The organism is Vibrio sp. 378, assembly GCF_033339435.1.
This window is the reverse complement of record NZ_JAWOUO010000588.1, coordinates 1-684: the sequence shown is the minus strand read 5'-3', so window position 1 is coordinate 684 and position 684 is coordinate 1. Positions and strand designations below refer to the sequence as shown.

The window sequence follows — 684 nt, the reverse complement described above, 5'->3', positions numbered from 1 at the left end:
TGTTTAGGTCAAATGAGAGGTCAGAGACCATATCAACTTTCATTGGTGATTGTGGCAAAGCATCACCTTCAAAGCTTGATTTCAGCGTAAGCTTATTCAACAACACTTTGCTAATCGCTTGGTCAACCGTAAGCTGCCCACCGCCTTGCATGTCCAACTTCATACCAGCCGCACTGCCTTTAAGCGCGTAGCTAAGATTGTTTACTTTATCGAATTCAAATGTATCTAAGCCAATTTTTGCCGATTCAATAGTGTTGTTTGGATCAGTGTACGTCGCATCAACATTGATGTTCTTCAACGCATAACTGGCAAGACCTTTCGCCAGTTTAAAGTCAGCCTTACCTTTTGCAGTAAACTTCTGGTCATTCATTTCGCCTTTCATACCAAAGTCAGCTGTCGTCCAGCTGTCAAAAGCAAATTCAGAAAGGTTCAACGATACATCATACAGCTTGGTGTAATTGCCGGCTTGCTTGTCTTGAATTTCTAGTGAGCCATTAGAAACCGTAACACCAGCCAGGTTGATACTCCAATCTGAGCCTTCAGACTGCGATTCACCACTTTGATCTGGTGCAGTATCATTCGGTTGCTCTGCTTGTTGAGTTTGCGCTTTCGTTAAAGCATCAATGTTCTTGCTGCCGTCTTTCTTCGTTTCAACGTAGAACTCCGCACCATCTAAAGTAATGT

Annotated in this window: 1 protein-coding gene; it reads right to left on the bottom strand. The window is 43.0% G+C overall.

The genetic code is table 11. The features are described from left to right. Positions 1 to 684 (bottom strand): AsmA family protein (locus R7Q48_RS27695; protein ID WP_318133486.1); only part of this gene is annotated, 684 nt, incomplete at both ends.